Here is a 24,252-nt window from a genome sequence, read left to right as displayed (position 1 = left end):
CGCAGGAACTTCATGACCGCGCTGAAATGGCTGCTGATCACCGCCTCAGCCGGTTATGTCCTGGGCCTGCTCGCGCTGTTCCTTGGGCAGCGCGCCTTCCTGTTTCCGGCGCCGACGAGCGTGCGCACGCCGCCGGACGCGGCGGGCTTTCCGGAAGTTGAAGAACACGTCCTGGCCACAGCGGATGGTGAAAAGGTCATCGTCTGGCACGTTCCGGCCAAACCTGGACGCCCGGTCGTGCTCTATTTCCACGGCAATGGCGATTATCTCGCCGGCTTCTTCGGCCGCTTTCGCCCGCTGATCGCCGACGGGATCGGGATCGTTGCGCTGTCCTATCGCGGCTATGCCGGCTCGAGCGGGTATCCCAGCGAGCAGGGATTGCTGCAGGATGCCGCCGCGGCCTACGCCTTCACGGCAACGCGCTACAAGGCGGAAAGAATCGTCCCCTGGGGATTCTCGCTCGGCAGCGGCGTCGCCGTCGCGCTGGCTGCCGCACAGCCGGTCGGCAAGCTGATCCTGGAAGCGCCCTATACCTCTATCGTCGACGTCGCCGCGTCAGCGTTCTGGTTTGCGCCGGTGCGGCTGTTGATGCGCGATCACTTCTACTCCGACCGGCAGATCGGCCGGATCAGGGTCCCGCTGCTGGTGATGCATGGCGCGCTCGATCCTACGATCCCAGTCGCGTTCGGTGAACGGCTGTTTGCGCGGGCGAACGAACCGAAACGGTTCGTCCGCCTGGCAAGGGGCGGCCACAACGATCTGGACAATTTCGGCGCGATTGAAATCGCCCGCAATTTCATCAACCTTGCGAAGAGGTGATAGCTGCTTGGGGTTAGCGTCTTCGGCCCACCAACCTATTGGGAGCTTGATCGCATGAGCGCACATGGACCGATGCCGCGATCGGCCTGGATATTCCCGGCGCTGGCGATGCTGCTCTTTGGGCTGGCGACCGGGCTCGGGCTCGATTTCAAGCCGTCGGTCGGCGGCATGCTTTTCGCGGTGGTGCTGCTGGCGATCCTGTTCGGCACCGTGTTCGCGGCCGTACATCATGCCGAGGTGATTGCGGAGCGGATCGGCGAGCCTTACGGCACGCTACTGCTGACGCTCGCGGTCACCATCATCGAAGTGGCGCTGATCGCCACCATCATGCTCGGCGGAAAGCCGCAGCCGGCGCTGACGCGCGACACCGTGTTTGCGGTGGTGATGATCGTGTGCAACGGCCTTGTCGGCTTCTGCATCTTTATCGGCGGGCTGCGCTACCGCGAGCAGAATTTTCAGGTCTCGGGTGCGAACCTCTATCTCAGCGTGCTGTTACGCTGATCATGCCGAACTATACGCTGACGGCGCCGTGACGGAAATGATCGGTGCGCCGCCGGCTTTCGCCGGTGTGGTGGTGGCGCTGTTGATACTGATGCCGGAAACCGTTCCGGCTGTCGGTGCCGCCCGCCGGAACGACCTGCAGAAGAGCATCAATCTAGCGCTCGGCTCTTCGCTTGCCACGATCGGGCTGACGGTGCCGGCGGTCGCGGTCGTTGCCTATACGCTCGACAAGCAGCTGATGCTGGGGCTCAATGCGCCGGAGATGGTGCTGCTGTTGCTGACCTCGTCATCAGCATGCTCACCTTCGACACCGGGCGCACGAATGTTCTGTTCGGGCTTGTGCATATGCTGGTGTTCGCCGTGTACCTGTCATGGTATTCGTGCCGTAAATCCGCTGGAGTGAATCAACGATGCTTGCCGCCAAGTCCGAAGTTCAGGTCGATACATCAGAAGTCCGCGTTACCGAATGGCGGCTGGCGCCGGGCAGCGCCACCGGTCATCACACCCATGAGATGGATTACGTGATCGTGCCGGTGACGGCGGGCGAGATGACCATCGTCGCGCCGAACGGCGAACGCAGCAAGGCGCAACTGGCGGCCGGCAAGTCCTATTTCCGGAAGGCCGGCGTCCAGCATGACGTGCTCAACGAGACGGCGACCGAGATCGTGTTCCTAGAGGTGGAGCTGAAGCCGTGATTGCGGGTTCCCGGGCGGAGGTGTTCAATTCGGGGACAGTCGGCTGCCTGGATCCGCGACGTCTGCACAGGAACTGCTGATTTGCCATCGATCCGTCGCAGTTGATCCCTCAATTTGCCCTTAAGTTCCTGCATTTCAAGGGCCGCGGGGAGTGGCTCTTAATGCTGAATTACCTCAAGAAATTCGCGGTGGACATCTTCCCTTCGGTGGCTGCGACCGTCATCGGGGCGTACATCGTGAACCACTACATTGTGGCGAAGCCGGCGGACGTCCCTGCCGCCGCGGCGGTATCAGCCGCCAATCCCAAAGCAGACACCAAGCCCGCTGAATCGAAAGCCGACGACGGCGGCAAGTCTGACGAGGCTACGGCCAGCAATCTTCCGACGGCCGGCGTCAAGGCGCGGGGCATCTCCGAGAAGGCCGTCATGGATAAGACGGCCGCCGAGAAATCTCAGAAGGCAGACGAGAAGGCTGACGCCAAGTCTGCCGAAGCTAAGCCTGCTGAAGCCAGGTCCGACGCCAACAAGCCCGATGTGAAATCGGCTGAAAGCCCGGCCGACACCGAGCGCCGACATGCCGCCGCACCGCGCGAGAAGGAAAAGATCCGCGTCGTGCTGCCGTCGCCGATCCAGGCCGTGGAATCGCCGACAACCAACTCTCCGGTCGTGACGGCAGCCCCGACGGCGGTGCCCGCACCAGCCACCCCAGTCGAGACTTCGGCCGCGCCGGCGGAACGCCGCGACGCCAACGACTTGGCGCGCGCTGCGATCGAGCGCCTGCGCGCTAACGGTGAGGCCGTTCCGCGCGGCGCCGAACCGAGTCGTGCGCCCGAAGCGCCGAAGGTCGCGCATGCGCCGGCGGCCGCGAAGGAGCCTGCTGCCTCGCCCGTGCTTCGTCCGCTCCCGCCGCCGATCATGGTCTCGGGCTCGCCGGTCGGCGAACCCTTTGGCCACGCGCCGACGCAAGCGCGGCCGCCTTACGCTGAGGCCAATGATCCGAACCGCCCGGTCCCGCCAGCCGATATTCCGGTTTCGCGCCCGCTCGATCTGCGTGCCGAAATGGGCGAGCCCTCCGTGCGTGACCGCGCCACCGCCGCCGCCGAGGACGCGTTGTCGACCGCTAAGTCGATCTTCAACTCGGTGATCCCGAAGTAACTTTCGAGTATTTTTGGCTCTTTGTGTGAAGGAAGCTCCCGAAGTTGATTCGGGGGCTTTTGCTTTGTGCGCGCGAGAAGCGCGGCACTCCGGACTGCAGCAAAATATCAAATCCGACAAAGCTAGCCGCCGGTGCGCACGAGGCCGCTTCGCGCGGCTTCATCCCTGGGCCGCAGTGCAAGCGCCCGGCCATAGGATGCGAACGCCTTGGCCTTGTCGCCGAGCCGTTCATAGGTGACGCCGCGGGCCGACCAGGCCTGCGCGCTGTTGGGATCGGCCTGCACCGCTTCGTCGAGATCGGAGGCGGCTTCCTTTGTCTTGTCAATGGCGAGGTAGCTGGTCGCGCGCGCGAGCAGCGGCTCGACCCGCTGCGGCGTCAGGCCGTTGGCCGCGGTGAAATCCGCGATCGCCTGCTCATGCCGCTTTTCGGCCTGGTAGAGCAGGCCGCGGCCATACAGCGCCGGCACGTTGTAGGGATCGAGCGCGAGCGCGCGGTCGAATTCCGCCAGCGCCTCTTCGCTCTTGCCGGATTTGGCAAGCGCCTGGCCGCGCGCTGCATTGCCTTGGGCGTCGCTGACGTTTTGTCCGCTGATCGTACCGGTCGGCTTCTGATCAGTTGCCTGCGGCTTGTCCTTGTCCGGTCCCCATGAGCCCAGATCGAACGAACAGCCGCACAGGGGAAGTGCAAGAGCGGTTGCAAGTAGCGCGACAGGCAAAGCCGCAAAGCGCGCGGAGCAGAAGGCATTGCAATCCGTAACGGCCATGCAGCGGAATACTCTCGCGTTCACTGCACACATTGGTAGCGTGCCAAAATGCAAAATGCATCGGTCAAAATATCCGCAAGACTACTTGTTCGAGCGCTTTCGGCTTGAGGCCGCTCGCCACGGCTTCCGCAAGCGACGCAAAAAATTGCATGAGCAACGCACGAAGGTGCTCCTACTGAAATACGCTGACCCGCAAAAGCAAAAACGCGGACCCGAGGCCCGCGTTTCAGTTCGTGTCTCGCTAAGAACGCGCTTAGCGCGGTCCGCGTGGACCTGCGCCCGGGCCGCCACGGCCGCCGGCACCACCACGGTCGCCGGGACCGGCGCCGAACACCGGCTTCGGCTTCATCGGCAGCAGGCCTTCGCGCTGCAGCTTCTTGCGGGCCAGCTTGCGCGCGCGGCGCACGGCTTCGGCCTTTTCACGGGCCTTCTTCTCGGAGGGCTTTTCGTAGTGACCGCGGAGCTTCATCTCGCGGAAGATTCCCTCGCGCTGCATCTTCTTCTTCAGCGCCTTGAGGGCTTGATCGACATTGTTATCGCGAACGAGAACCTGCACGCGGCATCCTCTTTCAATTGACCGGATAGGAATTCTGGTGAAGCGAAGGGCCGGCGAAAGGCCTGGCTCTTAACCCTGAGCGCGGGCATGTAGCAGACAAAACCGCCGATGTCCACCTGAGAAGGCGGTTTTGGGCCCGGAAAAGCCCCGGAAATCGGCAAGATTCGGCCGGGACGCCCCCGATTCCCGCAAAATAACGAGCCCCTCACGGCACCTGGCCTAGCCTTGGGTCACGCAAAACATGCGGGAGGTGCGTATGAGTATGAAAAGATATGCCGCAGAAGCGATCGGCACGTTTTGGCTCACTTTTGCGGGATGCGGCAGTGCGGTCATTGCGGCCGGCTTCCCCCAGGTCGGGATCGGCCTAGTCGGGGTGTCTCTGGCGTTCGGCCTGAGCGTCGTGACCATGGCCTATGCCGTCGGCCACATCTCCGGCTGCCATCTCAACCCCGCGGTGACGGTGGGCCTCGCGGCGGGTGGACGGTTTCCGGCGCAGCAGATCCTTCCTTACGTGATCGCGCAGGTGATTGGCGCCATCGTTGCCGCATCGCTGCTCTACGCGATCGCCAGCGGCGCGCCGGGCTTCGATCTCGGCAAGGGCTTTGCCGCCAACGGCTATGATGCGCATTCGCCCGGCCAGTACGGCATGGTGGCCTGCTTCATCACCGAGGTGGTAATGACGATGATGTTCCTGTTCATCATCATGGGTGTCACACACGGCAAGGCGCCGGCGGGCTTTGCCCCGCTGGCGATCGGGCTGGCGCTGGTGATGATTCATCTCGTCAGCATTCCCGTCACCAATACATCGGTAAATCCGGCGCGCAGCACTGGACCCGCGCTGTTCGTCGGTGGCTGGGCGATGATGCAGCTCTGGCTGTTCTGGGTTGCGCCGCTGATCGGCGGCGTGCTCGGCGGCATCGTCTATCGCTGGCTCAGCGAGGAGCCGGCCGGCGTCGTGGAAGGCTTGAAGACGGCCTGATCGCGAGGCAAGCGTAGCAAGCGTTATTTGCTGCTCGCCGGGGCCACCTCGGTGACATGCCCCATCTTGCGGCCCGGCCGCGGCGCGCCTTTGCCGTAGAGGTGAACCGTCGCGCCGGGCACCGCCAGCCAGCGCTCATAGGTGAGAATATCATCACCGATCAGGTTGGTCATGGTGACCTGGCCGTGGCGAACCGGCTTGCCGAGCGGCCAGCCGGCGATCGCACGGATGTGCTGCTCGAACTGCGAGATCGACGCGCCGTCGAGCGTCCAGTGCCCGGAATTATGCACCCTCGGCGCAATCTCATTGACCAACACGTGCGGCCCGCCGTTTCCGGCAACGACGAATAATTCGACCGCGAGCACGCCGACATAGTCCAGGGCGTTGGCGATCTTCTCCGCGACAGCGCGCGCATCGGCGGCCAGCTTGTCCGAGATCGCGGCGGGCACGCGCGAGAATTTCAGGATGTGATCGCGATGTTCGTTCTCGGTGACGTCGTAGCATTCGACCTGACCGTCGACTGAGCGCGCGGCGATCACGGAGATCTCGCGCTCGAACGGCACGAAGGCTTCCAGGATCGCGGATTTGGTGCCGAGCTCTTCCCAGACCTGGTTGAGGTCATCGCCCTCGCGGATGATAGCCTGGCCCTTGCCGTCATAGCCGAAGCGGCGGGTCTTGATCACGGCAGGAAGGCCGATGCGCGCGACGGCGCTCTGCAGGGTATCGACCGATGACACGTCGGCATAGTCGGCGGTGCCGATGCCGATCCGCTTGACGAAATCCTTTTCGATCAGCCGGTCCTGCGTGGTCTCGAGGATCTTCTGTGCCGGCAACACCGGGCGGCGCGCGGCCAGCACCATGGCGGTCGCGGCAGGGACGTTCTCGAATTCATAGGTGATGACGTCGACGTCGTTGGCGAACAGCTCGAGCGCCTCGACGTCGGCATATTCGGCGCAGGTCGCGTTCAGCACCACGTCGAACGCGGGCGAATCCGGGTCCGGCGAGAACACCTGGCATTTGAGGCCGAGGCGCGCCGCCGCCATGGCCAGCATCCGGCCCAATTGTCCGCCGCCGAGAATTCCGATGGTGTCGCCCGGCTTCAGCTTCACCCTGCCTGAAGCCGTCACGCCGATCCCTCCGGGCGCTCCTTGACCGCTTCCGTCTGCTGCTGGCGCCAGGCGGCAAGCCGGCTCGCCAGCGCGGCATCGTTCAGCGCGAGCACGCTGGCGGCAAGGAGGGCGGCGTTGATGGCGCCGGCCTTGCCGATCGCCAGCGTGCCGACGGGAACGCCGGCCGGCATCTGCACGATCGAGTAGAGCGAATCGACCCCCGACAGCGCCTTGGACTCGACGGGAACGCCGAATACCGGCAGTTCCGTCAGCGCCGCCGCCATGCCCGGTAGATGCGCCGCCCCGCCGGCGCCGGCGATAATGACCTTGAAACCCGCCGCCTTGGCGCCCTTGGCGAACGCGAACAGTCGGTCGGGGGTGCGGTGGGCAGAGACGATGCGCTTTTCGCAGTCGACCCCGAGCGCCAGCAGGGTTTCGGCGGCGTGGCGCATGGTCTCCCAGTCGGACTGGCTGCCCATAATGATGGCGATCGGTGCGGTCATCTCGTCAATTCTGTGCGGGAATCCAGAAACATAGGCCGATTATAGGGTCGGCCCGGGGCTCATCCAAGGCGTGGCAAGGGATCAGGAATGGACTATCCTGTCTAGGTGAATCCCGGCAAGCCTTGATAAGCGAGCCTGCACAGGGAAGGCCATGAAGAAAAAGACCAGGGCGTCCGCCGGAAAGGCCAGAAAACGCCCCAAAAACGCGGCTTCCGGGCGAAAAACCGCTCCAAGGCGGCCGGCGACCGGCGGGTCCATGGCGCCTGCCATCTCCAACGGCACCAAGGCAACGATTCGCCGGCTCAAGGCCGAGCTGGCCCGGACCCAGGCGCAGATCGAGGAACTTCAGGCCACCGCCGACACCGACCATCTGCTCGGGATCGCGAACCGGCGCGGTTTCGAGCGCGAGCTCAATCGCGCCATTGCCTATATGAAACGCTATCGCGCCTTCGGCGCCTTGGTCGTGCTCGATGTCGATCGCTTAAAGCCGATCAACGACGCCTTCGGTCACGCTGCCGGCGATCAGGTGCTCAAGGCCATCGTGGCGGAGCTGACCGCCCATGTGCGCGCCTCCGACGTGGTCGGTCGTCTCGGCGGCGACGAGTTTGCGCTACTGCTGTGGAATCTTAGCGAGACCGACGCCAGGGCCAAGGCCGCTGCCCTGGAGGAAGCGATCGATAGTCTCAGTTTCGAGTTCGACGGCAGCACCATCAATGCAGGCGCCTCCGCCGGCGTCGCCGTTCTTGACACGCACTCCGAAGCCGGCCGTGCGCTGGAAGCGGCCGACAGCGCCATGTATGTGCGCAAGGCGCTGCGGCGGCACGAGAGCTGATATTGCAGCGCGCGAAACATGCGTTGTGCAGCGATGGAGCGCGATGATGGCGATTGCAGTGTCCGGGCGTGCGCCCTCACCGGTGGAATATATCGACCTTCGCGCGCGAGCGGGCTGGGGCGCGATCGATCAGGAAACCGCGACCAGGACGATTCACGCCGCGTCATTCACCGCCTGCCTGCGCGACAACGACCGTCTGATCGGGCTTGTCCGCGCGATGGGTGACGGCGTGCTCTATTTCTTTCTCGCCGATTTGATCATCGATCCCGGCTATCGCGGCGGCGGGCACGGCGATACCTTGATGCGGCTCGCCACTGAATATTTCGATCGAAACGCCAAGCCGGGCGCGTCAATCACGCTCGTTGCCCTGGATGGTCGCGAGACGTTCTACGAGCGCTTCGGCTTTGTGCGTTGCCCGAACGGCCCATTCGGCATGGGCATGCACTACGCGCCGGCTCCCTCGCCGAGATAGCGGCACGTCGCCGAAGCAGATGCGATTTCCTACAGCTCGCTCAGATCGTCAGGCACGTTGCCGAACTTGCGCAAAAGTTTCGCATCGCTGAATTCGCCGAGCATGGGATCGCCGCTGCGGCTGAAGGCGATGGCGCCGATGCTGCCGGCCATGCGCGACATCATCTCGGCGCGCCGCAGCGCCGTCGTCGGGCTCTGGCATTCTTCGGCGGCGCCCGCGACCGGCGCGCCGCTATCGTCCTGCAGGAATGGCATTGCGACGTAATAGGTGAGGTCGGCCATTGTCTTGCTCCGGGGGCTCTTGCTCCTGTGATGATCGGTCAGGCCGCGTCGCTCTTTGCCTCGGAGCTTCGCGCCGGCACGCAGCCGGCGGCGATGGCCGCCTGCCATTCCTCCAGCTCGATTTCCAGATACTCGTTCGCCATGATCAGCGCCTTGATGGTCGAGCGCAGATTGCCGTCGCACATCGCGATGGCCTGATCGCAGGCCTGCTCGTAGCGGCTGTTGTCGGAGAGGGGCGACGTGACGGACATGGCGATTACTCCCGAGGCGGCGGCAAGCAATGTTCTCTTTTTGTTCTCAAGAAGTCAAGCCCGCATGCGCCCGCGGCACGCCCGTTTTTTCGGCGCTCCGTAAGGCGCGATCGCTGCGTCTGTGGATGTCGGGGAAAGAGCCCGCGGAAACGCGAGCGCTTTCCGCGCATCAGACCGGCCGAACCAGGCGGCGCAAATCAGGCGATGATGTCGGGCGTGATCTGGTCTTCGATGAAGGCGATGCGGTCGCGCAATTGCAACTTGCGCTTCTTCAATCGCTGCAGTCGCAGCAGATCCGGCGCAGGCGACTGATGCAACGCGTCGATCGCCGCATCGAGATCGCGATGCTCCTGCTGCAGCCGAGCGAGCTCGTTTTCAAGCTCGCGCTCATCATCGTCGGTCATGGTGTATGCTAGCTGAAAACGTGATGAGGTTGTGAACGGATTCTGTTGAGCCGGCGGTGAATATCGGGCCTGCGAGGGCGCCGCGCAAGCTACCCGGTTCCATACTCACGATTGGTTACAGATAAATCCGAAAATATGAGAAGCGCGATTTTCGGATACCCATCGACAGATTCGTCGGCTGGTGTACACTCTCGCGTCCGGATCGAATCTGAGGTTCACCCACCGAGGAGATTTCGAATGGCTCTACAGGCGCATCTTGTTGAACTTGAACGTAAACACAAGATTCTCGAGAACGAGTTGCACGAAGCGCTACTGCACCTGTCCACAGACGACCTGCAAATTGTCGAGTTGAAGCGCCGCAAGTTGATGGTCAAGGATCAGATCGAGCGGTTGAGACATACCGCCGAAGAAACTCTCCACTAACCAGTCCCCTAGAGTACAGAAAATCGCACACGGCCGGATGGGCGCCACTGCGCTCATCCGCCTGGTGGTCGCACTTGCGGCCTCGGTCAAAGCCCCGCGAGATGGCCGACATGATCGGCGATCGCGAGCGAGGACGTCAGTCCCGGTGATTCAATACCGAACAGGTTGATCAGTCCGGCGACGCCGTGATCGGCAGGGCCCTGGATCAGAAAGTCCTGCGTGGCGACGGCTGGCGGCACGATCTTCGGCCGGATTCCGGAATAGCTCGGCATCAGTGCGCCGTCCGGCAGCGTCGGCCAGTAGCGCCGGATCGCCGGGTAGAAGCGTTCGGCGCGCGCCGGATCGACCGCATAATCGATGCTCTCGACCCATTCGACGTCGGGCCCGAAACGCGCCTGTCCGGCCATGTCGAGCGTCAGGTGCACGCCGAGCCCGCCGGGCTCGGGCACCGGATAGATCAGGCGTGAAAACGGCGCCCGCGCGCTGCAGCTGAAATAATTGCCCTTGGCGAGATAGGCGCAGGGGATCATGCCGACCGGCATGCCGTCGATGCTGCGCGCCACCGCGGGAGCGCTCAGGCCCGCCGCGTTGACGAACAGGTCGCAGGCCAGCATCATCGGCGCATCGCCACCGGTTTCGATTTCGATCCGGCCGCCGCTGGCGCGTGCGTGCAATAGCGGCGTGTGGAAGGCAAAGGCTGCGCCGGCCTCTTCCGCATCGCCGCGCAGCGCCAACATGTAGGCGTGGCTGTCGATGATGCCGGTGGATGGCGAGAGCAGGGCGGCATCGCAGTTGAGCGCCGGCTCCAGCGCCCGCGCCGCATCGCCCGTCAGCAATTGCAAGTCGTCGACGCCATTGGCTTCGGCATGCGCGCGGATCGACTGCAGCTTTTCGGCTTCGCTCGGTGTCGTCGCCACGATCAGCTTGCCGCAATGCCGATGCGGGATGCCGTGGTCGCGGCAATAGCGGTAAAGCGCATGCTTGCCGCTGACGCACATCCGCGCCATCAGGCTGCCGGCGCGGTAATAGATGCCGGCGTGAATCACCTCGCTGTTGCGGGAGGAGGTGACGGTGCCGATGCCCTCGGCGGCCTCGATCACGATGACTTCGCGGCCCGCCTGGGCCAGGCGCCGTGCGATCGCGAGCCCGATCACTCCAGCTCCGACGACGACGCAATCAACCTTTTCCATGTCTGCTTCAGGCCCGGGAATCTGGTGCGGTAGTCGGCGCCTGCCGCGCGCCGCGGTGATCGTTTCGCTCGGTCGAGCCGCCAGCCAACCCGTTGGTTTGCCTCGAATTATGCCGCGGACGCCATTCCATTAGTGAAGTATTAATCATGTCAGGGCAATTGCCGTAATTTGGGTCACATTTTAGAATTGTACGGGTAGGCGTTTACCCGATCCAAACCCGTCAAGCCAGACACTCCGCCCGCAAACCTTGGGTGGGTAATGGCTGACAGCAACCGGCAGGCAGGACGGAAGAATTCGATTCCGGCGCAGGCCCTCGTCTGTCTGCTCGCCATTGCTGCGCCGTGCGGATCTGCGTCGGCCGCGCCTGCCGTCGGCGAACTCGATCCCAATCAGATGTGGGAGATCCTGCTCGGCGGGATCGCGGGCGTCTCTTTCCTTCTCGCGATCGGCATCTGGATACTGGCCGCTTTTCGAAGGGCCAGGAACGCCCTGGCCCAGCGCAGCGCCTTCATCAGTTCGGCGCTCAACACGCTCAACCAGGGCGTGATGATGACCAACGCGCAAAATCGCGTGGTCTTCTGCAACGACCGCTTTCTCGAAATGTACGGGCTCAGCCGGGCCGAGATTTCGAGCAAGATGACCGGCCGCGAGCTGCTCGAATTGCGGCGCGCGCGCGGGCTGCTCAACCTCACGGTCGAGGAATTCAGCAAGCTGGCCCGTCGCCCCGAAGGGGTCGTCACCGATCTGCCGGACGGGCGCTCGGTGCTGACGAAAATCTTCCGCTTGCCCAATGGCGGAACGATCGGGACGCATGAGGACTGCACGCAGCAGCGCCAACTGTCGCGCAAGCTGGCATCGACCACCAAGTTCCTGGAATCGGTGCTCGACAACGTGCCGGTCTGTGTCGCCGCCAAGAACATCGAGGACGGCCGCTACATCTTCGTCAACCGCGCGTTCGAGCGTTTCTCGCGTTTCTCCCGCGATCGCATTGTCGGCAAGCGCGCCGACGAGATGTTCCGGCCCGAGACCGCCAAGAGCATCGAGGCGGCGGACCAGGCGGCGCTGACCGCGCCCGACGGCCATCACCATAACGAATACGTCGTTCAGCGGAGCGACGAGGAGCGCGTTCTGTCGGCCAACCGCGTCATCGCGCGCAACGAGAACAACAAGCCGGAATTCCTGATCACGCTGTTCGACGACGTCACCGACCGCCGGTCGCTGTCGCGCGAGCTGGAGAGCACCAAGAAATTCCTTGAGCTCGTGGTCGACAACATCCCGGTATCGCTGATCGTCGAGCGCGTCAGCGACGGGCGGTATCTGCTCGCCAACCGCAGCGCGGAGACCATTCTCAATCGCCGCCGCGAGGACGCCACCGGCCTGACGGCAGCCGACATCTTCAATCCGCGCGAAGCCAAACTGATCATCGCGCGCGACGAAGCCGCGATCAAGAAACGCGGCCTGCTCACCGAAGAGCACCCGATCTCGACCAAGGATGGCCTGCGGCTGTTCCTGACCCGCCGCATGACCGTGCTCGATGAGGCCGGCGAACCGCAATACCTGATCAAGACCCACGAGGACGTCACTGACAGGCGCCAGACCGAATCGCGGATGGCGCATATGGCCTATCATGACGGCCTGACCGACCTGCCGAACCGCGCCGCCTTCCTGCAGGCGCTGGCGCAGATGATCGAGGCCTGTGCCGGCACCGACGAGGAATTCGCGGTGCTGTGCGTCGACCTCGACGGCCTCAAGGAAATCAACGACGTGTTCGGCCATGCCATGGGCGACAAGCTGCTGATCGAAGTTGCCGGCCGCATCCAGGCCTGTGCCCGCGGCGGCGTGGTGGCGCGTCTTTCCGGCGACGAGTTCGGCCTGATTATCGACGGCACGCAGCCGGAGGCCGGCAAGGCGCTCGCCGAAAAGCTCGCGCAAACCCTGTCGGACGAGTTCGTGATCGACGGCAAGTCGGTGCGGACCGGTGTCACAACAGGCATTTCGGTGTTCCCGCATAACGGTTCCGACGCAGCTTCCCTGCTCGCCAATTCCGGCGCGGCGCTGTTCCGCGCCAAACAGAAATCGCGCGGCTCGATCAGCGTTTTCGAGCCGGAAATGGACCAGCAGATCCGCGATCGCCGCGTGCTGCACCAGGACCTCTCGATGGCGATCCGGAACGGCGAATTGTCGTTGTATTACCAGCCGCAGGCCGCGGCGGGGCCGACGATCGGCACCAGCAAGATCATCGGCTTCGAGGCGCTGGCGCGCTGGTTTCATCCGGTGCGCGGCTTCGTGTCACCAGGCGAATTCATTCCGCTGGCGGAAGAAAGCGGCCTGATCGTCGAAATGGGGGTCTGGATACTGCGCGAAGCCTGCCGGGAGGCCGCCTCCTGGCCGGAGCCGATGCAGATCGCCGTCAACCTGTCGCCGGCGCAGTTCATGCATGGCGACGTCGTCAGCCTGGTGCATTCGATCCTGCTTGAGACGGGTCTTGCGCCGGATAGGCTCGAGCTCGAAATCACCGAAGGCGTGCTGATCGAGGATTTCGACCGCGGTCTGGCGCTGCTGCGGCGGCTGAAGGCGCTCGGCGTGCGGATCTCGATGGACGATTTCGGTTCAGGCTACTCCTCGCTGAGCTATCTGCAGGCGTTCCCGTTCGACAAGATCAAGATCGATCGCGCCTTCGTCATGAATCTCGGCCGCAACCCGCAGTCGGCGGCAATCGTGCGGGCCGTCATCGATCTCGGCCATGGCCTCGAAATGTCGATCGTTGCCGAAGGTGTGGAAACCCAGGAACAGCTCGGTTTCCTCGCGGACGAGGGCTGCGACTCGGTGCAGGGCTATCTGCTCGGCAAGCCCCAGCCGATCGGCCACTACGCCGCGCTGGTCGGCCGCAGTGCCGCCAACGACGCCGAGACCGAACGCAAGCTCGCCAGCGCCTGATTCTCTCGCGATATCTATTTTTGGCCATCATGGCCTAGTGTAGTGAATTCACGATTCTCTGCAGTAGCCCTTGCGTATGGCGGACTACGATCTCGCGATCATTGGCGGCGGGTTAAACGGCGTCAGCATCGCGCGGGACGCTGTCGGACGCGGCCTGCGCGTCATTCTGCTGGAACAGGGCGATCTCGGCGCCGGCGCCTCCTCGGCCACGCCGCGGCTGATCCATGGCGATCTCGCAGGGCTTGAGCGGCGGCATTTTCTGCGCGTCCGTTCGGCGCTTGCCGAGCGCAGCATCTGGCTCACCATCGCGCCGCATCTGGTGCGCCCGGTGCGCTTTGCGATTCCCGCCCATTCGGAAGAGCGGCCCATCTGGCAGCTGCGCTCATGGCTGCTGCTCTACGATCGCTTGGCCGCGCGCAGCGGGCTTCCGGTCTCCGCCACCGTCGACGTCACCCATCATCCCCTCGGCAACGCGCTGAAGCGACCGTTCGGCACGGCCTTCGAATATTCCGACTGTATCGTCGACGATTCGCGCCTCGTGGTTCTCACGGCCGTGGATGCCGCGGCGCGGGGGGCGTTGATCCGCACCGGCGCACGGTGCACCCGCGCCGAACGTGGCAGGGAATGGCGTCTCGTGACGAAAGATCGCGGCTTTCGCCAGGTCGTCACGGCGAGAGCGGTCGCCAACGCTACCGGCGCCTGGACGCCGTCCGTCGCCGAGACGGTGTTGCGGGTGCCGCCGCCGAAGCTCGCCGCCGTTCAGATGAGCCAGATCGTCGTTCGCCGCCTGTTCGACGGCGACAACATCTATGTGTTCCAGAACAGCGACGGACGGCTGATCTTCGCAAGCCCCTATGAGCGCGAGTTCACCCTGATCGGCACGGCAAATCACCCCTTCAAGGGCGATCCGGCCGTCGTCGCGATGGGGGCGGACGATGTCGCCTATCTCTGCGACGCGGCCAACCGCTATTTCCGCGAGCGGATCGAGACCGTCGACGTGGTGCGGACGCTTTCAGGCGCCAACATGGCGCAAAATCCCGCGGATAGAAGCGAAGGGGCGGTGCGGCTTGACCGTGGCCGCGACAAGGCGCCGCTGCTAACGGTGTTCGGCGGCGACGTCACCACCTCGCGTCGGCGTGCGGAGCAGGCCGTCTCGAAGCTGACGCCGTTCTATCCGATGTCGCCGTGCTGGACCGCCAAGGCGCCATTGCCCGGCGGCGATTTTGCGTGGGATTGCTTTGACAACGAGGTCGAGGATGCGCGGGAGCGCTGGCGATTTCTCGGTGAGGAAGAAGCGAGGCGCCTGGTCGCCGCTTACGGAACGAAAGTCAAGGAGATCCTCGGCGAGGCCAAAGCGCGCAGCGACCTCGGCCCGGCCTTCGGACCGGAATTGACCGGCGCCGAAGTGCGCTATCTCATGCAGAAGGAATGGGCGCGCTTTCCGGACGATATCCTGTGGCGGCGCTCCAAGCTCGGGCTGACCATGCCGCCGGCGGACCGCGAGGCGCTGGCGGTGTTCATGGCGGACAGAGGTGCGAGTTGACGATCGGGAAGGCGAAGAAGGTCGGTCGCTTGAATGGTATCTAGAAATCGAGCCTGTCGCGCACCGCGTCGATGCCCGCTTTCGCGCAGGCTTCATCCGCCTCACCACCGGGAGCGCCGGACACGCCGACCGCGCCGAGCAGAGAGCCCGCCGATTCGACGGTCAAGCCGCCGCCGAGAATGACGGCGCCAGGCAGATGGCGGATTCCCGCTTGCATCATTCCGGGCTGGCTGATGGCAATGAGTTCGGTCGTGCTGGTGCGGAAGCTGGCTGCCGTCCACGCTTTGCCCGACGCGGTCGTCACCGTATGGGGACCTGCATAGCGGTCGCGCAGCAGCACTTGCGTCACGCCGAAACGGTCGACGACGGCGACCGACACCTGGTAGCCGCGCTTTTGGCAATCCGCCATCGTGGCACGCGCCAGATCGAGGGCCAGTTCGGGGCTCAACGCCTTGTAGCTCACGGTGGCCTCCTGGGCTCTGCCAGCTCCGGCGATCAGGAAGGGAATAGCCGTTGCGGCCAGCAGCTTCCGGATGATCATCTCGTTCCTCCGCGATCTGATACGTGAGCGTCGTCTCCGAGTATTAGCAGAAACTGTGCTCCTCTCCTGCGAACCGGTTGAGCCGGCGACAATCCGCCGGTAGCTTGCAACCACGGTTTGGCTGACGGATACCATGGCTGAGGAATTGGCAAAAATCGAGGGCATGGCGGAATTGGCAAATCTTGCGCGGCCGGCCGCGGCCGACGCACCGCTGCTTTCCATCGAGGGAGTTGCCAAGAATTTCGGCAGCTTTCGCGCGGTAGACCGGCTCTCGCTCGACATCCGCGCCGGCGAGTTCTTTGCGCTGCTCGGCCCCAGCGGCTGCGGCAAGACCACGCTGCTACGGATGCTGGCCGGCTTCGAGACGCCCGACGAGGGACGCATCCTGCTGGACGGCCGCGACATCGCGCCGGTGCTGCCGCATGAGCGGCCCGTCAACATGATGTTCCAGAACTACGCGTTGTTTCCGCACCTGTCGGTGCGCGACAACATCGCCTTCGGCCTGAAGCGCGCCGGCATGGCGCGCGCTGGGATCGATACCCGCGTCAGCGAGATGGTGGCGCTGGTCAAGCTTGATGGCATGGAGAAGCGCAAGCCGGACCAGCTTTCCGGTGGCCAGCGGCAGCGCGTGGCGCTGGCCCGCTCGCTGGCGCGGCGGCCAAAGGTGCTGCTGCTCGACGAGCCGCTCGCCGCGCTCGACAAGAAGCTGCGTGAGAGCACGCAGCAGGAACTGATGGAGCTGCAGCGCAGCCTCGGCATGACCTTCATCGTCGTCACCCATGACCAGGAAGAGGCGATGACGATGGCGAACCGGATCGGCGTCATGAATGCCGGCCGGCTCGAACAGGTGGCGGCCCCGCGCGATCTCTACGAGGCGCCAGCCTCGCGCTGGGTCGCCGAGTTTGTCGGCGACGTCAATCTGTTCGACGGCGAAGTTGCCTCGCACGAGCATCATCGGTTGACCGTTGCCAGCAGGAACGGCGGAAACATCGTGGCGACGGAGCCGCGCCAATTGGTCGCCGGCACCGGCGTCTCGGTTGCGATCCGCCCCGAGAAAGTGAAGTTGTGGCATGACGGCGGGCCCGCGTCGGACGCAGGCCGTTCGCAAGCGATCAACCGGCTGGCAGGCATAGTCGCGGACGTCAGCTATCTCGGTGGCGCGACAGTCTACAAGGTCAAGCTGGATTCCGGTGCGGTCGTGCGCGCGTCGATGGCCAATACCACGCGGCTGGATATCCATACCTATAGCGCCGGACAGCGCGTGGTGGCGTGGTTCACGCCCGACGATTGCGTGGTGCTGGAACGATGAGCGGGCGCCGTATCTTCGCGCAGCCGGCGCGCTATGCCGCCATCGCGCCCTATCTGTGGATGGTGCTGTTCTTCCTGGTGCCGTTCGGCTTCGTTCTGAAGATCAGCCTGTCGCAGACCGCGATCGCGCAGCCGCCTTACCTGCCGGTATTCGATTTCGCGGAAGGCTGGACGGCGATCAAGGAAGCCTTCGCGCAGCTCTCCTTCGATAATTTCAGGCTGCTCACTTCGGATAGCCTCTACATCAGCTCCTATCTGCGCAGCGTCGTCGTCGCCGTGACGTCGACGCTGATCCTGCTCTTGATCGGCTATCCCATTGCCTACGGCATGGCGCGGCTGCCGCAGCGCTGGCAACCGGTCGCGATGATGCTTGTCATCGTTCCGTTCTGGACCTCGTTCCTGATCCGCATCTATGCCTGGGTCAACATCCTGCAGCATGATGGCCTGCTCAACCAGGTGCTGCTCGCGCTACATCTGGTCGCGGCCCCGGTGGGGTGGCTCTCGACCGATACGGCGATGTATATCGGCGTCGTCTATTCCTATCTGCCGTTCATGATCCTGCCGCTCTACGCGACGCTCTCCCGGATGGACGCCTCGCTATTGGAAGCGGCCGCCGATCTCGGCGCGTCGCCGCTTCAGGCGTTCTGGCTGGTGACATTTCCGCTGTCCCTGCCGGGGGTAGTTGCCGGTGCGCTGCTCTGCTTTATCCCGATTGTCGGCGAGTTCGTGATTCCGGATCTATTGGCGGGTTCCGGCTCGATGATGATCGGCCAGACGCTGTGGCTGGAATTCTTCACCAACAAGGACTGGCCGGTTGCCGCGGCAGCGGCCATCGCTCTCCTGGTGATGCTGGTGCCGCCGCTGTTATTGTACGACCGGCTGCAGCGCCGCACCCTGGCCGGAGGTGGCTGATGGCGAGCAGGGTCAACCACCTGTCGCGCCTCAACATCACCGCGCTCGCGCTCGGGATAGCGTTTCTGTACCTGCCGATCGTGATCCTCGTGATCTATTCGTTCAACGCCTCGCGGCTGGTCACGGTGTGGGGCGGCTGGTCCCTGCGCTGGTATTACGAGTTCTTCAACGACCGCGCGATGCTGGATGCGGCGTGGATGAGCTTGCGCGTCGCCGCGCTTTCGGCGACGTCAGCGACCGTGCTCGGCACGCTCGCCGCCGTGGCCCTGGTGCGCGGTGAGCGCTTCCGCGGCCGGGCGCTGTTTTCCGGCATGCTCTATGCGCCGCTGGTGATGCCCGAGGTGATCTCCGGCCTCTCGCTGCTGCTATTGTTCGTGGCGCTGAATGCCGAACGCGGCTTCTGGACGGTGACGATCGCCCATACCACGCTGACCATGTGCTTCGTCACGGTGGTCGTGCAGTCGCGCCTCGCCTCGCTCGACCGTAGCCTGGAGGAGGCCGCAATGGATCTCGGCTGCGATCCGGTGCAGGCCTTCCTTCGCGTCACGCTGCCGCTGATCCTTCCGGCGATCGTGGCGGGGTGGATGCTGGCATTCACGCTCTCGCTCGACGATGTCGTGATCGCGAGCTTCACCACCGGCCCCGGCTCGGCAACGCTGCCGATCCGGATCTATTCCGAGGTGCGGCTCGGCGTGAAACCCGAGATCAACGCGATCTGCACCATGGTGATCGCATTGATCGCCGTGATCGTCGTGATCGCCTCACTGGCGTCGAAACTGTCGAGCTCGGAAGCCAAAAGCGCCGCGCCGCTGTAGCCTCCGTCATTGCTGCGAGCGAAGCGAAGCAATCCATGGCTCCACTTGCCGAGAGATGGATTGCTTCGTCGCTTGCGCTCCTCGCAATGACGGCGAAGGTACGTTCAGGATTTAACCGCGCCGGCTGTCAGTCCGCCCACCATGTACCGCTTGAACGCGTAATAGATCGCGGCCGGCGGCAGGGCGTAGATGAAGCCGGTGGTCATCAAGAGTTCCCACGGCGAGTCGTCCGCGGCCAGGAAGTTGCCGAGCGCGACGGGCAGCGTGATCTCGGTATCCTTGGAGAGCAGCAGGAACGCGTAGAGATATTCGTTCCAGGCGAGCAGGATCGCGTAGGTGCCGATCGCGACCAGCGAAGGCATCATCAGCGGCACATAGACCAGGCGGAACAGCTGCAGCGTGGTGGCGCCGTCCATGGTGGCGGCTTCATCGAGCTCGACCGGCAGCTTGTCGGAGGCCTGCTTCAACACCCAGATCGCGTAGGGCGAGGCAATCGTCACCATCGCCAGGATCAGCGACCAGTGATTGTTGAGGAGGCCGTAATTGCCCATGGTGCGGTACATCGGCACGGCAAGGAACGCCGCGGGGATGAAGTAGGTGAGCAGCGCCAGATTCATCACCCAGCGCCCGCCGGGGACGCGCAGCCGCGAGATCGAGAACGCGGCGGCGGTTGCGATCACCAGCGTCAACGCGCCGGCGGAAAGCGCGATCACCACCGAATTGAAGAACTGGATCCAGAAATCGCGCAGGAAGTAGTGCTCCTGGTAGAACACGATCTTGAAATTGTTCAGCGTCGGATGCGCTGGCCACAGTTTTCCCGAGAACGCGTCCTCCTTCGGCGAGATCGCGAACAGGAACATGTGGTAGATCGGCACCATCGTCCAGATCAGCACGGGAATGCCGATCAGAAGCAGCTTGGCCTCGTTACCGATTTCTTTGAGGGAGGGCAGCTTCATCGCGACAACCGTTTCATCATGAAATAAACCAGCGGCAGCACCAGCGGCAGCGCGCAGACGATCGAGGCCATCGCGAGCGAAAGCTGGTCGAGCCGGAGATAGCGGATACCGAGGGTGGCCAGCACGTGGGTGAGGTCGGCGGGGCCGCCGCCGGTGAGCAGGTAAACGCTGTTGAAGTCGCCAAGCGTCCAGATCATCGAGAGCAGCGTGCAGGTGATGTAGAGCGTCTGCATTGACGGCCAGGTGATGTAGCGGAATTTCTGCGACCAACTCGCGCCGTCGACCTCGGCCGCCTCATAAAGGTCGTGCGAGATCGCAAGGCGCCCGGTCAAGAGGATCAGCGTCCAGAATGGCAGCGATTTCCAGATGTGCACGCCGATCGCCATGCCGAGCGCCACCGTCGGGTCGTTCAGCCAGTTCGGGCCGTCCTCGGCGGTGAACTTGAAGATCAGCTGGTTGATCACGCCCCATTCCGGATTGAGCATGAAGCGCACGGACAGGATGGTGGGGATCGACGGCACCGCCCAGGGCAGGATGAACAGCACCGACAGCCATTTGATCCAGGTGCGCTGCTGCGCAAAGAAGCCGGACAAAAACAGCGCGATCGCCATTTTGACGTTGATACCGACCAAGAGGAAGATCAGCGTGTTGACGGCGGCGCGCGCGAAGATCGGGTCATGCCAGAGCGCGACATAGCTTGCCGGATGCCGCGCCAGCCACAGGCCGTAGCCGACGGGGTAGACCACGAAGGCCAGGAACACGAGCAGATAGGGCGCCAGCAGCAGGATGCCCCAGATCTGCGGCGTCGTCAGGCGGGCTGACAGAGGCGGGCTTGGGATCGCGTGATCGCCTGAAAGCGTGATTGCCATAGATTACTCTTAGACGACATGTCTGCCCCGGCTACGCCGTCGTCCCTGCGAACGCAGGGACCCATAACCACAGGCGGTTGTTGTTGCGCAAAGCCGTTGACCAGCATCTTTCAAAACGGCCGCCGCGGCGTATGGGTCCCTGCGTTCGCAGGGACGACAGCACACCGCGGCGGCCGGCAATGGGTACTCTAACCCGCGACCTGCTTGATGCGGGCGATCAGTTCGTCGACGGCCTTGTCGACCGGCACCTTCTCGCTCACCACGCGGTTCATCGCCTTGGCCCAGACGTTCTCGTTGTTGAGAATCGTGAACTTCCAGTTCTTGGTGAAGTCGAACGGCGTGGTGCCGCCGGTGAACTGATTGTACACCGCCTTGCGATGCCGGTCAGCCTGCCAGAACGGGCTCTGCTGGCTGGCCGTCGTCACCGGGAACCAGCGCCCGAGCGCGCCTTCGATGTACGGGCGGAGATTCTCTTCCTGCATCAGGAACTTGACGAACTCCTTGCCCTCCGCCTTGTTCTTGGCGGACGCGAACATCAGACCGGTCTTGACGTCGGAGCGATACTTGATCGGGGTACCGTCCGGCTTGTTCGGGAAGGCTGCGGTGATGATAACCTCTTCGTAGTTCTTCTTGCCGAGCGCGCGCTGCTCCGGCGTCAGCGCCGGGTTGTTGGCGTCGTCGAGCCACTTCGCCGCGATCGAGATCGTGAAGTTGTGCGTCATCACGATCGTCTTGTTGTGGAAGGCAACGTTGTTGTCCGGGTCCTTCCAGGTGGTGGAGGAGGGCGGCGTGCAGCCCTTGATGTAGGTATCGGTGTAATCCTTGAGCGCCTTGATCAGGTTTTCCCGCGTCTTTGGATCGTCGACCAGGAGCTTGCCCTCGTCATCGACCAGCTTGACATTGTGAGCGTCCATGAAGGTGTAGAACGACTGGAAGCTGTCGGTGGATTCCACGCCCATCGGCTGGCCGACGGCATAGATGCGCTGACCGGTCGCCTTGCGGATCGCCGGCTGCACTTTGTCGCACCAGAACGACCAGTAGTCTTCCCACTTGGTCGGGATGTCGCTCTGCTTGAAGCCGGCCTGCTCCAGCATGTCCTGCCAGATCTGCACATGCATGCTCTGCTGCTTCAGCGGGAAGCCGTAATAGGCGCGCTTCTTGGCGACGTCGTTGTAGAGGTTGACGGTCTCCAGCGTGTTCGGCGCGAATGCCGGCTTCATCGGCGTCATGATGTCGGAAAGATCTTCCAGCTTGCCTTCGAACGCCCACTTGCCCTGCGCCTGCACGTCATAGCTGTCGGAATAGGCGACATCCGGCACAGTGCCGGAATCCAGCGCCGCCACCGTCTTCGGAATCATGTCCTGGATGGCGTATTGCGACAATTCGACCTTGATGCCGGTCTTGGCCTCGAATTTCTTGATCGCCTCGAGCAGTGCGTCGTCCTCAGACTTGTAGAAGCCTTTGCCGAACCAGACGGTGATGGTCTTCTGCTGGGCGAGCGCGGGTGCCGTGGCGTAAAACAGCCCGACGGCAGCAACGGCGAGCGAAAATGACTTTAGTCTCCTGGATATCACGTTGTTCTCCCTGAAAACGCCGGGCTTTTTAACCGGTTGGATAATGATAGCGCAACCATGCAGCCATATCCAGCCAGCAAATCCCAGACTTCTGTAGGGGAGGGATCGTTTGTGGCGTCATTGCGGGCGAGCCGGTCAATTCGTTAAAGCTTTGATGAAGCGGAACCAATCGGCCCCTGACCTGACCGATGACGGGCCAAAATCCAATGATGGCTGACGCTAATCCGCCTTGCGCCGGGCTTTCCGTCTTGGCGCCGCGCGTTCCCTGATCGCGGCAACGCGGTGCGCCGCCGCCAGCGCGGATCGCGCCCAGGCGACAAATTCCTCAGGCTCGTCGAACAGCCGCTCGGGGATGCGCCAGAAAGAGAGATCGATGGTGCCGCCGCCCTTCGCGTAGTTGAGCGGCGGATAGGCCTCGGCCTCCTTGAACGCTTCCTTGCTCTCGTCATCGACCCGGAGATAGAGCGTGTTCTCCGTCACCATGCCGAACATCACGCCGTCGCAGAACACGCCGGTCTTGCCGAACATGCGCCGCATGGTGATGCCGCCGAGCGGGGCGAGTTGCTCACGCAGGAATTCGGCAAAGGACTCGCTCGCAACCATTTTCTGTCCATCGCAAAAATATGCAACTCGCAGAGCGCGGTGATATGCGGGATCTTCAAAACGAATTCGCCAGCTCGATCTCCGCCTTGAGCGCCGCGATACGTCGTTCGGCCTCCTGTGCCGTCAAATTCTTCGCGAACAGTTTGGGCTGATAGGCCTCAGCGCTGAGGCTGCGCAGGGTTGCCAGTTGGCGGGGCGTCATCGGGGCGTCCACCTGGTCGGGGAGGCGGGACATCGGGAACTCCAAGGATTTTTCATCAGAGAATTTTCAATTGGATGTCGACTCTTAACTTGAAATTTGTTCTTTATTTGTTCTTATAGGGTTCTACCGCAGTGAGGTGGCCCATGGATAACAAACTTAATGAAATTCGTAGAAAAATCAGAATGTTGCGGACGGATATGCGGAGCGCGGAGGATAACATCCGCAAACAGGTGAACCGGGATGAGGATTGCTCGGTCGCCGCCACGCATCTCATGGCCATGCGGGCCACAATGGTCGGCCTGATCGGCGAGCGGAACCGGCTCGGCGGCGAGGAGCGGCTGCTCAGTGTCGATGAGCGGCTGAAGCTGGAGGCCCGTGCGGTCGGCCGGAAGCCCTCTACCGGCGTGCCCAACGGCCGTGAGCGATGACACTGTAGAGGCCCTGCGCCGGCGGATTATCGAGCTGGACCAGCTTGCGCGCCAGCGCGATCAATCCGGCCTGAACAATGCAAGGGCGCAGCTCCTGCTCTCGCGCAAGCGGGCGGAGCTGGAAGATTTCATCAACAGAGGCCGGCGATGTCAGGACCGCTCCGATGGTACGATCACAGCGCGGACAACCCGCCGTGGATAAACGCGCTGGCGGAAGTCCGCATCATGGCGACGCGCGAAGGCTGGTGCCACGCCCATGTCCAGGCGATCATCGTCGCGATCGATCAATATGCCGAAGCGGCGCTGGGTAACCGGAGTTATTTTCTGAACAAGCCGTATGGTGTCGGGGGTGGCCGGGGCAATGACGTGCCGTAGTGAAGCGAGCGGGACGAAAGGCTTCGGCTACGCTCGTCTAGACGTAGCCGGCGTTACCGCGATGCCTGTTCGGAAACAGGAAGATGAGCGGAAGCGCCAGCGGCCCGATAAACGCGGCAATCCACGCCCACACCGTGAAGCGCCGTCCGCGCCGCTCGGCAATTCGGCCGGCGAGGTACATTGAACCGATCGCCACGATGGTCAGCAATGCAAAGAGGATGTTGGCGTCGAAGGCAATGTCGGCACTCATTCCACG

At 63.4% G+C, this 24,252-nt stretch carries 29 protein-coding genes and 1 pseudogene; 15 read left to right on the top strand and 15 right to left on the bottom strand.

Annotated elements, in window-relative coordinates; genetic code table 11:
- Positions 1-12: 12 nt before the first annotated feature.
- From RX331_RS34315 to RX331_RS34300, 4 genes and pseudogenes are all read left to right on the top strand, one after another.
- Entirely contained in the window at positions 13-819 is an 807-nt protein-coding gene (locus RX331_RS34315; protein ID WP_317253996.1) for an alpha/beta hydrolase, read from the top strand.
- 54 nt (positions 820-873) lie between these two features.
- A pseudogene (locus tag RX331_RS34310) lies at positions 874-1,709 on the top strand (calcium:proton antiporter).
- A gap of 21 nt (positions 1,710-1,730) precedes the next feature.
- The gene (locus tag RX331_RS34305) at positions 1,731-2,015 is read left to right on the top strand and encodes a cupin domain-containing protein (protein ID WP_317253995.1); all 285 of its coding nucleotides are present in this window, start codon (positions 1,731-1,733) and stop codon (positions 2,013-2,015) included.
- A gap of 161 nt (positions 2,016-2,176) precedes the next feature.
- Complete coding sequence (locus tag RX331_RS34300) at positions 2,177-3,169, top strand: hypothetical protein (RefSeq protein ID WP_317253994.1); 993 nt, start codon at positions 2,177-2,179, stop codon at positions 3,167-3,169.
- 122 nt (positions 3,170-3,291) lie between these two features.
- Here RX331_RS34300 and RX331_RS34295 read toward each other — a convergent pair whose 3' ends face one another.
- Together RX331_RS34295 and rpsU are read right to left on the bottom strand one after the other, a co-directional pair.
- Complete coding sequence (locus RX331_RS34295) at positions 3,292-3,933, bottom strand: tetratricopeptide repeat protein (RefSeq protein WP_317253993.1); 642 nt, start codon at positions 3,931-3,933, stop codon at positions 3,292-3,294.
- 253 nt (positions 3,934-4,186) lie between these two features.
- Complete coding sequence (rpsU, locus tag RX331_RS34290) at positions 4,187-4,489, bottom strand: 30S ribosomal protein S21 (RefSeq protein ID WP_317253992.1); 303 nt, start codon at positions 4,487-4,489, stop codon at positions 4,187-4,189.
- Positions 4,490-4,745: 256 nt separating this feature from the next.
- On the opposite strand from rpsU, the gene aqpZ reads away from it, so the two are divergent.
- Positions 4,746-5,468 carry an aquaporin Z gene (aqpZ, locus tag RX331_RS34285; RefSeq protein ID WP_317253991.1) on the top strand — a complete coding sequence of 241 codons (723 nt, stop codon included), beginning with the start codon at positions 4,746-4,748 and terminating at the stop codon, positions 5,466-5,468.
- Between the two features lie 23 nt (positions 5,469-5,491).
- Here the strand turns inward: aqpZ and RX331_RS34280 are convergent, their stop codons facing one another.
- Both RX331_RS34280 and purE read right to left on the bottom strand, forming a co-directional pair.
- Positions 5,492-6,595: a 5-(carboxyamino)imidazole ribonucleotide synthase gene (locus RX331_RS34280; RefSeq protein WP_317253990.1), complete on the bottom strand. Its 1,104-nt coding sequence runs from the start codon at positions 6,593-6,595 to the stop codon at positions 5,492-5,494.
- The gene (gene purE / locus RX331_RS34275) at positions 6,592-7,080 is read right to left on the bottom strand and encodes a 5-(carboxyamino)imidazole ribonucleotide mutase (RefSeq protein ID WP_317253989.1); all 489 of its coding nucleotides are present in this window, start codon (positions 7,078-7,080) and stop codon (positions 6,592-6,594) included. Before purE ends, RX331_RS34280 begins: the two co-directional genes overlap by 4 nt.
- A gap of 151 nt (positions 7,081-7,231) precedes the next feature.
- On the opposite strand from purE, the gene RX331_RS34265 reads away from it, so the two are divergent.
- The gene (locus tag RX331_RS34265) at positions 7,232-7,912 is read left to right on the top strand and encodes a GGDEF domain-containing protein (protein ID WP_410708037.1); all 681 of its coding nucleotides are present in this window, start codon (positions 7,232-7,234) and stop codon (positions 7,910-7,912) included.
- 46 nt (positions 7,913-7,958) lie between these two features.
- Entirely contained in the window at positions 7,959-8,384 is a 426-nt protein-coding gene (locus tag RX331_RS34260) for a GNAT family N-acetyltransferase (protein WP_317253986.1), read from the top strand.
- Positions 8,385-8,413: 29 nt separating this feature from the next.
- Here the strand turns inward: RX331_RS34260 and RX331_RS34255 are convergent, their stop codons facing one another.
- The 3 genes from RX331_RS34255 to RX331_RS34245 all read right to left on the bottom strand — a co-directional run bounded on the left by RX331_RS34255 (position 8,414) and on the right by RX331_RS34245 (position 9,320).
- Complete coding sequence (locus RX331_RS34255; protein ID WP_317253985.1) at positions 8,414-8,665, bottom strand: hypothetical protein; 252 nt, start codon at positions 8,663-8,665, stop codon at positions 8,414-8,416.
- A gap of 38 nt (positions 8,666-8,703) precedes the next feature.
- Positions 8,704-8,916: a hypothetical protein gene (locus RX331_RS34250; RefSeq protein WP_317253984.1), complete on the bottom strand. Its 213-nt coding sequence runs from the start codon at positions 8,914-8,916 to the stop codon at positions 8,704-8,706.
- A 197-nt stretch (positions 8,917-9,113) separates the two neighbouring features.
- Complete coding sequence (locus RX331_RS34245) at positions 9,114-9,320, bottom strand: YdcH family protein (protein ID WP_057851906.1); 207 nt, start codon at positions 9,318-9,320, stop codon at positions 9,114-9,116.
- Between the two features lie 237 nt (positions 9,321-9,557).
- On the opposite strand from RX331_RS34245, the gene RX331_RS34240 reads away from it, so the two are divergent.
- Positions 9,558-9,743 carry a YdcH family protein gene (locus RX331_RS34240; RefSeq protein ID WP_171709829.1) on the top strand — a complete coding sequence of 62 codons (186 nt, stop codon included), beginning with the start codon at positions 9,558-9,560 and terminating at the stop codon, positions 9,741-9,743.
- A gap of 86 nt (positions 9,744-9,829) precedes the next feature.
- Here the strand turns inward: RX331_RS34240 and RX331_RS34235 are convergent, their stop codons facing one another.
- Positions 9,830-10,933, bottom strand: a complete 1,104-nt coding sequence (locus RX331_RS34235; protein ID WP_317253983.1) for an NAD(P)/FAD-dependent oxidoreductase — start codon at positions 10,931-10,933, stop codon at positions 9,830-9,832.
- Positions 10,934-11,191: 258 nt separating this feature from the next.
- Between RX331_RS34235 and RX331_RS34230 the strand changes: the two genes are divergently transcribed.
- Both RX331_RS34230 and RX331_RS34225 read left to right on the top strand, forming a co-directional pair.
- Positions 11,192-13,870, top strand: coding sequence for an EAL domain-containing protein (locus RX331_RS34230; protein WP_317253982.1), 2,679 nt, complete (start codon positions 11,192-11,194; stop codon positions 13,868-13,870).
- Between the two features lie 76 nt (positions 13,871-13,946).
- Positions 13,947-15,413, top strand: a complete 1,467-nt coding sequence (locus RX331_RS34225) for a glycerol-3-phosphate dehydrogenase (protein ID WP_317253981.1) — start codon at positions 13,947-13,949, stop codon at positions 15,411-15,413.
- Between the two features lie 40 nt (positions 15,414-15,453).
- On the opposite strand, the gene RX331_RS34220 is transcribed toward RX331_RS34225, so the two are convergent.
- Positions 15,454-15,954 (bottom strand): heme-binding protein, encoded by a 501-nt coding sequence (locus RX331_RS34220; protein ID WP_317253980.1) that lies wholly within the window; start codon positions 15,952-15,954, stop codon positions 15,454-15,456.
- 163 nt (positions 15,955-16,117) lie between these two features.
- Between RX331_RS34220 and RX331_RS34215 the strand changes: the two genes are divergently transcribed.
- The 3 genes from RX331_RS34215 to RX331_RS34205 are packed head-to-tail and all read left to right on the top strand — an operon-like array spanning position 16,118 to position 18,989.
- Complete coding sequence (locus RX331_RS34215) at positions 16,118-17,263, top strand: ABC transporter ATP-binding protein (RefSeq protein ID WP_317258305.1); 1,146 nt, start codon at positions 16,118-16,120, stop codon at positions 17,261-17,263.
- Complete coding sequence (locus RX331_RS34210) at positions 17,260-18,174, top strand: ABC transporter permease (RefSeq protein WP_317253979.1); 915 nt, start codon at positions 17,260-17,262, stop codon at positions 18,172-18,174. The genes RX331_RS34215 and RX331_RS34210 overlap by 4 nt, the downstream gene beginning before the upstream one ends.
- Positions 18,174-18,989 (top strand): ABC transporter permease, encoded by an 816-nt coding sequence (locus tag RX331_RS34205; RefSeq protein WP_317253978.1) that lies wholly within the window; start codon positions 18,174-18,176, stop codon positions 18,987-18,989. Before RX331_RS34210 ends, RX331_RS34205 begins: the two co-directional genes overlap by 1 nt.
- 104 nt (positions 18,990-19,093) lie before the next feature.
- On the opposite strand, the gene RX331_RS34200 is transcribed toward RX331_RS34205, so the two are convergent.
- The 5 genes from RX331_RS34200 to RX331_RS34180 all read right to left on the bottom strand — a co-directional run bounded on the left by RX331_RS34200 (position 19,094) and on the right by RX331_RS34180 (position 23,226).
- The gene (locus tag RX331_RS34200) at positions 19,094-19,945 is read right to left on the bottom strand and encodes a carbohydrate ABC transporter permease (protein WP_283030173.1); all 852 of its coding nucleotides are present in this window, start codon (positions 19,943-19,945) and stop codon (positions 19,094-19,096) included.
- The gene (locus RX331_RS34195; RefSeq protein WP_317253977.1) at positions 19,942-20,814 is read right to left on the bottom strand and encodes a sugar ABC transporter permease; all 873 of its coding nucleotides are present in this window, start codon (positions 20,812-20,814) and stop codon (positions 19,942-19,944) included. The genes RX331_RS34200 and RX331_RS34195 overlap by 4 nt, the downstream gene beginning before the upstream one ends.
- Before the next feature lie 188 nt (positions 20,815-21,002).
- Positions 21,003-22,388 carry an ABC transporter substrate-binding protein gene (locus tag RX331_RS34190; protein ID WP_317253976.1) on the bottom strand — a complete coding sequence of 462 codons (1,386 nt, stop codon included), beginning with the start codon at positions 22,386-22,388 and terminating at the stop codon, positions 21,003-21,005.
- A 219-nt stretch (positions 22,389-22,607) separates the two neighbouring features.
- Positions 22,608-22,991: a TfoX/Sxy family protein gene (locus tag RX331_RS34185; RefSeq protein WP_317253975.1), complete on the bottom strand. Its 384-nt coding sequence runs from the start codon at positions 22,989-22,991 to the stop codon at positions 22,608-22,610.
- Positions 22,992-23,046: 55 nt separating this feature from the next.
- A complete protein-coding gene (locus RX331_RS34180; RefSeq protein ID WP_317253974.1) occupies positions 23,047-23,226 on the bottom strand; it encodes a DUF3072 domain-containing protein in 180 nt (59 codons plus the stop codon).
- A 149-nt stretch (positions 23,227-23,375) separates the two neighbouring features.
- On the opposite strand from RX331_RS34180, the gene RX331_RS34175 reads away from it, so the two are divergent.
- Both RX331_RS34175 and RX331_RS34170 read left to right on the top strand, forming a co-directional pair.
- Positions 23,376-23,621: a hypothetical protein gene (locus RX331_RS34175; RefSeq protein WP_317253973.1), complete on the top strand. Its 246-nt coding sequence runs from the start codon at positions 23,376-23,378 to the stop codon at positions 23,619-23,621.
- Between the two features lie 147 nt (positions 23,622-23,768).
- A complete protein-coding gene (locus RX331_RS34170) occupies positions 23,769-23,996 on the top strand; it encodes a hypothetical protein (protein WP_317253972.1) in 228 nt (75 codons plus the stop codon).
- A 37-nt stretch (positions 23,997-24,033) separates the two neighbouring features.
- Here the strand turns inward: RX331_RS34170 and RX331_RS34165 are convergent, their stop codons facing one another.
- Positions 24,034-24,246 (bottom strand): hypothetical protein, encoded by a 213-nt coding sequence (locus RX331_RS34165; protein ID WP_317253971.1) that lies wholly within the window; start codon positions 24,244-24,246, stop codon positions 24,034-24,036.
- Positions 24,247-24,252: the final 6 nt, after the last annotated feature.

Origin of the sequence: Bradyrhizobium sp. BWA-3-5 (genome assembly GCF_032917985.1) — a bacterium.
Lineage (GTDB): Bacteria > Pseudomonadota > Alphaproteobacteria > Rhizobiales > Xanthobacteraceae > Bradyrhizobium.
This window is presented reverse-complemented; position numbering and strand designations above follow the sequence as displayed.

Excerpts from the sequence above, each read along its gene's own strand:
- RX331_RS34245 (WP_057851906.1), bottom strand. The coding sequence starts at position 9,320 with ATGACCGACGATGATGAGCGCGAGCTTGAAAACGAGCTCGCTCGGCTG.
- RX331_RS34175 (WP_317253973.1), top strand. The coding sequence starts at position 23,376 with ATGTTGCGGACGGATATGCGGAGCGCGGAGGATAACATCCGCAAACAG.
- RX331_RS34255 (WP_317253985.1), bottom strand. The coding sequence starts at position 8,665 with ATGGCCGACCTCACCTATTACGTCGCAATGCCATTCCTGCAGGACGAT.
- RX331_RS34260 (WP_317253986.1), top strand. The coding sequence starts at position 7,959 with ATGGCGATTGCAGTGTCCGGGCGTGCGCCCTCACCGGTGGAATATATC.
- RX331_RS34315 (WP_317253996.1), top strand. The coding sequence starts at position 13 with ATGACCGCGCTGAAATGGCTGCTGATCACCGCCTCAGCCGGTTATGTC.
- purE (WP_317253989.1), bottom strand. The coding sequence starts at position 7,080 with ATGACCGCACCGATCGCCATCATTATGGGCAGCCAGTCCGACTGGGAG.
- RX331_RS34205 (WP_317253978.1), top strand. The coding sequence starts at position 18,174 with ATGGCGAGCAGGGTCAACCACCTGTCGCGCCTCAACATCACCGCGCTC.
- RX331_RS34200 (WP_283030173.1), bottom strand. The coding sequence starts at position 19,945 with ATGAAGCTGCCCTCCCTCAAAGAAATCGGTAACGAGGCCAAGCTGCTT.
- RX331_RS34220 (WP_317253980.1), bottom strand. The coding sequence starts at position 15,954 with ATGATCATCCGGAAGCTGCTGGCCGCAACGGCTATTCCCTTCCTGATC.
- RX331_RS34225 (WP_317253981.1), top strand. The coding sequence starts at position 13,947 with ATGGCGGACTACGATCTCGCGATCATTGGCGGCGGGTTAAACGGCGTC.
- RX331_RS34300 (WP_317253994.1), top strand. The coding sequence starts at position 2,177 with ATGCTGAATTACCTCAAGAAATTCGCGGTGGACATCTTCCCTTCGGTG.
- RX331_RS34215 (WP_317258305.1), top strand. The coding sequence starts at position 16,118 with ATGGCGGAATTGGCAAATCTTGCGCGGCCGGCCGCGGCCGACGCACCG.
- RX331_RS34210 (WP_317253979.1), top strand. The coding sequence starts at position 17,260 with ATGAGCGGGCGCCGTATCTTCGCGCAGCCGGCGCGCTATGCCGCCATC.
- RX331_RS34265 (WP_410708037.1), top strand. The coding sequence starts at position 7,232 with ATGAAGAAAAAGACCAGGGCGTCCGCCGGAAAGGCCAGAAAACGCCCC.
- RX331_RS34305 (WP_317253995.1), top strand. The coding sequence starts at position 1,731 with ATGCTTGCCGCCAAGTCCGAAGTTCAGGTCGATACATCAGAAGTCCGC.
- RX331_RS34185 (WP_317253975.1), bottom strand. The coding sequence starts at position 22,991 with ATGGTTGCGAGCGAGTCCTTTGCCGAATTCCTGCGTGAGCAACTCGCC.
- RX331_RS34250 (WP_317253984.1), bottom strand. The coding sequence starts at position 8,916 with ATGTCCGTCACGTCGCCCCTCTCCGACAACAGCCGCTACGAGCAGGCC.
- RX331_RS34235 (WP_317253983.1), bottom strand. The coding sequence starts at position 10,933 with ATGGAAAAGGTTGATTGCGTCGTCGTCGGAGCTGGAGTGATCGGGCTC.
- aqpZ (WP_317253991.1), top strand. The coding sequence starts at position 4,746 with ATGAGTATGAAAAGATATGCCGCAGAAGCGATCGGCACGTTTTGGCTC.
- RX331_RS34195 (WP_317253977.1), bottom strand. The coding sequence starts at position 20,814 with ATGGCAATCACGCTTTCAGGCGATCACGCGATCCCAAGCCCGCCTCTG.
- RX331_RS34230 (WP_317253982.1), top strand. The coding sequence starts at position 11,192 with ATGGCTGACAGCAACCGGCAGGCAGGACGGAAGAATTCGATTCCGGCG.
- RX331_RS34170 (WP_317253972.1), top strand. The coding sequence starts at position 23,769 with ATGTCAGGACCGCTCCGATGGTACGATCACAGCGCGGACAACCCGCCG.
- RX331_RS34165 (WP_317253971.1), bottom strand. The coding sequence starts at position 24,246 with ATGAGTGCCGACATTGCCTTCGACGCCAACATCCTCTTTGCATTGCTG.
- RX331_RS34180 (WP_317253974.1), bottom strand. The coding sequence starts at position 23,226 with ATGTCCCGCCTCCCCGACCAGGTGGACGCCCCGATGACGCCCCGCCAA.
- RX331_RS34240 (WP_171709829.1), top strand. The coding sequence starts at position 9,558 with ATGGCTCTACAGGCGCATCTTGTTGAACTTGAACGTAAACACAAGATT.
- RX331_RS34295 (WP_317253993.1), bottom strand. The coding sequence starts at position 3,933 with ATGGCCGTTACGGATTGCAATGCCTTCTGCTCCGCGCGCTTTGCGGCT.